Below are 5,506 nucleotides of genomic sequence, written 5' to 3'. Positions count from 1 at the left end.
AGGAAAAACATGAGAGTAGCATCTCAACTTCATAAAATAAAATTAAAGCATAGTATTCCGTTATATATATTACTTTTTCCTTCAATATTGCTATTAATTTTATTTTCCTATATTCCCATGTTGGGACTAATTATTGCATTTAAAGACTATTCACCGGCCAATGGTATCTTTGCTAGTCAGTGGGTAGGATTTAAGTACTTTACTCAATTTTTCTCATCATTCCAATTCGGGACAACTATGTTCAATACATTAAAAATTTCACTTTATAGTATTGTAGTAGGATTTCCCTTGCCTATTATACTAGCTATCATTAGTAATCAGTTAAGAGTTGGGAAATTTAGAAAAATATTTCAAGTGACAACTTACTTACCCCATTTTATCTCTACAATGGTTATGTGTGGGATGATTATCTTATTTTTATCTCCTACTAGTGGTTTGTTAGCGAATGTATTTAAGTCTGTTGGAATTACTATTCCAGATTTTTTATCAAAACCTAGTCATTTTGCAGGTGTTTATGTTTGGAGTGATGTATGGCAACATATTGGTTGGGATAGTATTATTTATCTAGCAGCGCTTTCTGCAATTGATCCTACATATTATGAGGCTGCAACTATGGATGGTGCCTCTAGATTACAAAAAATTCGGCATATAGAATTACCATTACTTTTGCCAACTGCTATGATTTTGCTAATATTAAGAGCAGGTAGTTTATTAAGTGTAGGTTTTGAGAAAGTGTTACTATTACAGAATCCTCTTAATTTAGCAGGAAGTGAGATAATTTCGACCTATGTTTATAAAGTTGGTATGGTGAACTTTCAGTATAGTTATTCGACTGCTATAGGGTTATTTAACACCGTAGTCAATCTAATAATTTTGTTATCTGTTAACTGGTTCTCGAAAAGATATACTAGAACGGGTCTTTTTTAAAGGAAGGAGTGCTCAAGGTGAAATGGTTTCATAAATCAAGAAAAACAAACTCTGAATTATTATTTGATATAGTTACCTATGGTTTAGCAATTTTCCTTATCCTGTTAATTGTTTATCCGTTATGGTTTGTAGTGATTGCATCTTTTAGTAATCCTTCAGATGTTGCAAACGGGAAGGTATGGTTTATTCCAAGAGAATGGAAATTAGATGGATATTTACGTCTTATTCAACAACCTTTATTCTTACGTAGCTATCTAAATACCATTTTATATACTGTTGTTGGTACCTTAGTTGCTTTAGTAGTCAATATTCCAGCTGGTTATGCTTTATCTAGAAAAGAATTAGTTGGTAGAAAGTGGATGAGTATTCTATACATAATCCCTATGTTTGTATCAGGTGGCTTGATTCCTACCTACTTAACAGTAAAGAATGTAGGCTTGATTGATACATTTTGGGTAATGGTAATACCTTTTGCAGTTTCATCATACAATATTATTGTTGCTAGAACTTTCTTTAATAATAGTATTCCAGACGGGATGTGGGAGGCTGCGCAAATTGATGGCTGTGGTACAATTCGTTATTTTATTAAGATAGTTGTTCCTTTATCAAAAGCTATTATAGCAGTTATTGGACTTTGGACTGCAGTTGGTATCTGGAATTCGTGGTTTAATGCTTTAATTTATTTAACGAATGAAAATTTACAACCATTGCAATTAATTTTACGACGTTTACTAATTAGTAATCAAATGTTACAATCGCAAGCAACAGGAGAAGTGGCATCAGATCTTCGTATTAAAGCCGATATGATGAAATATGCAGCAATTGTTATTTCAACCGCTCCGATTATGTTGCTATATCCCTTTGTTCAAAAATATTTTAATCAAGGCGTAATGATTGGCGCCTTGAAAGAATAGGAGAAAAACATGAAAAATAAATCATTTACATATTTGTTCTTAGGAACAGTTACACTTGCTGGCTTAACAGCCTGTGCAAATTCCAATAATGCGAATAAGGACGATAAGTCTGGAGAAGATTCTTATAAAATCACAACTGTTCGTTGGTCTGACTGGGGAGAAGATTATCATAAAGGTTTTCTAACAGATTCTGCCAAGGAAGCAGGTATTGATGTTAAATGGGATACACTTGTAGCTGCAGATTGGGCAGATAAGAAATCTGTTTTGGTTGCTAGCGGAGATTTACCAGATGCATTTTTGGGTTCAAATGCATTTACAGATTCAGAAATTGCTCAGAACCAATCTTTATTTATTCCATTGGAAGATTTAATCAAAGAAAATATGCCCAATTTAACTAAGGCTATGGAGAAAGAACCTAAGATTAAAGCTATGATTACTTCACCAGATGGTCATATCTACAGCCTGCCTAAGAAATTACCGATGCGTCCTACTGTAGCTAATCAGCTATTTATTAATAAAAAGTGGCTGGATAATTTAGGATTAAAGGTTCCAGAAACTTATGATGATTTAGTAAAAGTACTACAAGAATTTAAGGATAAAGATGCGAACGGAAATGGAGACGCTTCTGATGAAATTCCATTCGGAGCAGGAAACTTTGATCCAACATTCTCATATATTCTTCCGTTCAATAATCGTTTAGGTGCAGATAATACGTATGAAATGTCTGTAAAAGATGGGAAACCAGTCTACCTTCGTACAGAGGAAAGTTATAAACAAGGGATTGCAGCAATGCACGAATCTTATAAAAAAGGTTTGATTGATCCGGAAATCTTTACAGAAGATACATCTATGAGTGTAGCAAAACGTATGGATAAGGGAGTATCTAGAGTAGGTGTTTCTAGTGGTTGGACAGCAGATGCAACGTTTGGCTTACATTCAAGTGAATATATTGCTCTACCTGCTTTAAAAGGTATGGATGGTAAACAATATGTCTTTTCTGATCCAGATCATTACAACTATGGTCGAAATGAAATTTTGATTACAAATAAGAGCAAAAACCCTGCTAAATTATTGAAATGGTTGGATAAATTATATACAGATGAAGCAAGTATTCAGAATTTCTATGGATCATTTGGAATAGCTACTGAAAAGAATGGTGATAAGTTTAAAGTGTTACCTCCTAAAGATGGTAAATCAGCTGATGAATGGGCATGGATTAATTCACTTCGAGATTTTGGTCCTAAATACGTAAGCGATGATATCAATAGTCGCGTAGAAATCGATCAAACACAAGGTGATGGATTGAAATTGAAGATGGACCAAGATTTGAAACAATTTGCGTTGCCAGCTTACCCTAATGTGATTTATTCACAAGAAGAGCTTAACAAATTATCATCAATCTATGTTAGTATTGAATCTTATGTCAAACAACAAGCATCTAAATGGGTAGTTGAAGGTGGCATAGAAAAAGAATGGGACTCATACAAAGAAACTCTTAAGAATATGGGATTGGACGAATTTATGAAGATTCAACAGGAAGCATATAATCGTTACCAAAAAGAAGTAAAAGAGTAATACTTTACATGAACTCTTGGTTGTATAAACAAGGGACTAGCTAATTACAGGAAGCGAGACTGATAACATCAAATTATCTCGCTTCCTTTATTCTAATTTTTAAAGAAATTTGGAAATGTTTTTTAAATAATTTAGGTAATATTTTTGTGCAACTGACATTCTAAAATATAGAGTTAAGACGATTGATTTTATGGAGAATATATTATGCAAAAATTATTTTCATTAGATGGAAAAGTGGTTAGAATTTTAACTTTTTTGACAGATTTAATTATTTTAAATACTCTATTTATTGTTAGTTGTATTCCAATAGTTACAATTGGGGCATCATTAACTTCTCTTACGACAATGTGGTATCGTATTTTAAAAGGTAAAGATACCGATATTTTTTATCATTATTTTCGGATCTTTAGACAAAATTTTAAACAATCAACTTTTATTTGGTTGTTTATCCTCCTAATAGAATTACTTTTATATGTGAACTATTGTCTTTGGGGCTATTCAAGTTTATTTTCAGAGTATAGTTTATTGTTAGTGTTGCCCTTTTTATTTGTTATAATACTTTTGATGAGTGTTATTTTCCCCTATATTGGTCTATTTAAAGATAATCTAAAAAATAGTATTGTAAATAGCGTATTAATTTGTATTTTAAATCCAATACAAGCTATCATGTTGGTTTTATTTAATATTTCTGTACTGTATATGAGTTTTAGTAGTCCAGAACGAGTTTTAACAGCTATTTACGTATTTACATTTGGGGGATTTGCTTTTTGCGGATTGATGAATGTAACGATAACAAATAAAATGTTTGATAAGGTAAAGAAATTTACTAAAAGGAGGAAAACAAAGTGAAAATTTTTAAGGGAGAGTTTTATCGAATCTCTGTATTAACAGACAAGCTAGTAAGGTTAGAATACTCTCAAACTGGAAGTTTTGAGGATAGGACTACACAACTTATCTATAATAGAGATTTTGGTCAAGTTTCGTTAGATTATATCGAGACATCAAACGTACTAGATATTATGACGGACTATTTTCATTTGCACTTTAATAAAGGAGAATTTAACGCCGAAAATTTATTTATAGAATTAAAAGGAAATTTTGCTGTATATGGTAGTCGCTGGTATTTTGGTGAATCGATTGAAACGTTAAAAGGAACAGCTCGGACTCTGGATGAGGCAGATGGAGCAATCTCGTTAGAAGATGGAATTATTAGCAGAAATGGTATAGCCTTATTGGATGATTCTCAAGGATTTATTTGGGATGAACAGTCTGGTTATATTGAGAGAGAAAATCAAATTGACTTGTATTTCTTTGCTTATGGGCATGATTATAGAGGAGCAATCAGAGACTTTTACCATTTGACTGGTTCAACACCCTTGTTGCCAAGATACGCTTTAGGCAATTGGTGGAGTAGGTATTGGCCTTATACGTCGGATGAATACTTGGATTTAATAGACAGATTTGAAACAGAGAAAATTCCATTATCTATCGGTGTTTTAGATATGGATTGGCATATAACTGACATTCCAGCTCGTTTTGGAAGTGGCTGGACAGGATATAGTTGGAATAAAAACTTAATACCTAATCCAGAACAGTTATTGCAACAACTTCATGATAGAAAGTTAAAACTCTCCTTAAATGTCCATCCTGCTGATGGTATACGGGCTTATGAAGAAGCTTATCCTCGAGTCGCCAAACGATTAGGGTTAAATGTAGAACTAGAAGAACCTGCTATTTTTGATTTTTTTAATCCCTCTTTTAGGGAAGCCTACTTTAAAGATGTTCATTATGAGCTAGAAAAGCAGGGAGTAGATTTTTGGTGGATTGACTGGCAACAGGGGACTCAAGGCATGTTGGATCCACTGTGGCTTTTAAACCATTATCACTATCAGGATAGTTGTAAAAATGTAGAAGGTGGTTTGATTTTATCAAGATATGCAGGTCCTGGTAGTCATCGCTACCCTGTTGGTTTTTCAGGGGATACTATTATTAGTTGGAATTCCTTAAGATTTCAACCTTATTTTACAGCGACAGCATCAAATATCGGTTATAGTTGGTGGAGCCATGATATTGGTGGGCACATGCTGGGG

The 5,506-nt window shown here is 33.1% G+C and carries 5 protein-coding genes; all 5 read left to right on the top strand.

Annotation, left to right across the window (positions count from 1 at the left end; genetic code table 11):
- Positions 1–9: 9 nt before the first annotated feature.
- The gene (locus SMIDD26_RS08655; protein ID WP_061439840.1) at positions 10–927 is read left to right on the top strand and encodes an ABC transporter permease; all 918 of its coding nucleotides are present in this window, start codon (positions 10–12) and stop codon (positions 925–927) included.
- 17 nt (positions 928–944) lie between these two features.
- On the top strand, positions 945–1,841 hold the full coding sequence (locus SMIDD26_RS08650; RefSeq protein WP_000870790.1) for a carbohydrate ABC transporter permease: 897 nt from the start codon (positions 945–947) through the stop codon (positions 1,839–1,841).
- A gap of 9 nt (positions 1,842–1,850) precedes the next feature.
- Entirely contained in the window at positions 1,851–3,416 is a 1,566-nt protein-coding gene (locus SMIDD26_RS08645) for a type 2 periplasmic-binding domain-containing protein (RefSeq protein ID WP_000792259.1), read from the top strand.
- Positions 3,417–3,620: 204 nt separating this feature from the next.
- On the top strand, positions 3,621–4,265 hold the full coding sequence (locus tag SMIDD26_RS08640) for a DUF624 domain-containing protein (protein ID WP_061439839.1): 645 nt from the start codon (positions 3,621–3,623) through the stop codon (positions 4,263–4,265).
- On the top strand, positions 4,262–5,506 hold a 1,245-nt coding region (locus SMIDD26_RS08635), incomplete at its 3' end, for a glycoside hydrolase family 31 protein (RefSeq protein ID WP_280630525.1). The genes SMIDD26_RS08640 and SMIDD26_RS08635, both read left to right, overlap by 4 nt.

Source organism: Streptococcus mitis, from assembly GCF_001579035.1.
Classification (GTDB): Bacteria; Bacillota; Bacilli; order Lactobacillales; family Streptococcaceae; genus Streptococcus; species Streptococcus mitis_J.
The sequence above is the reverse complement of the archived record's forward strand: the minus strand, read 5'-3'. Positions and strand labels throughout refer to the sequence as shown.

Excerpts from the sequence above, each read along its gene's own strand:
- SMIDD26_RS08655 (WP_061439840.1), top strand. The coding sequence starts at position 10 with ATGAGAGTAGCATCTCAACTTCATAAAATAAAATTAAAGCATAGTATT.
- SMIDD26_RS08645 (WP_000792259.1), top strand. The coding sequence starts at position 1,851 with ATGAAAAATAAATCATTTACATATTTGTTCTTAGGAACAGTTACACTT.
- SMIDD26_RS08640 (WP_061439839.1), top strand. The coding sequence starts at position 3,621 with ATGCAAAAATTATTTTCATTAGATGGAAAAGTGGTTAGAATTTTAACT.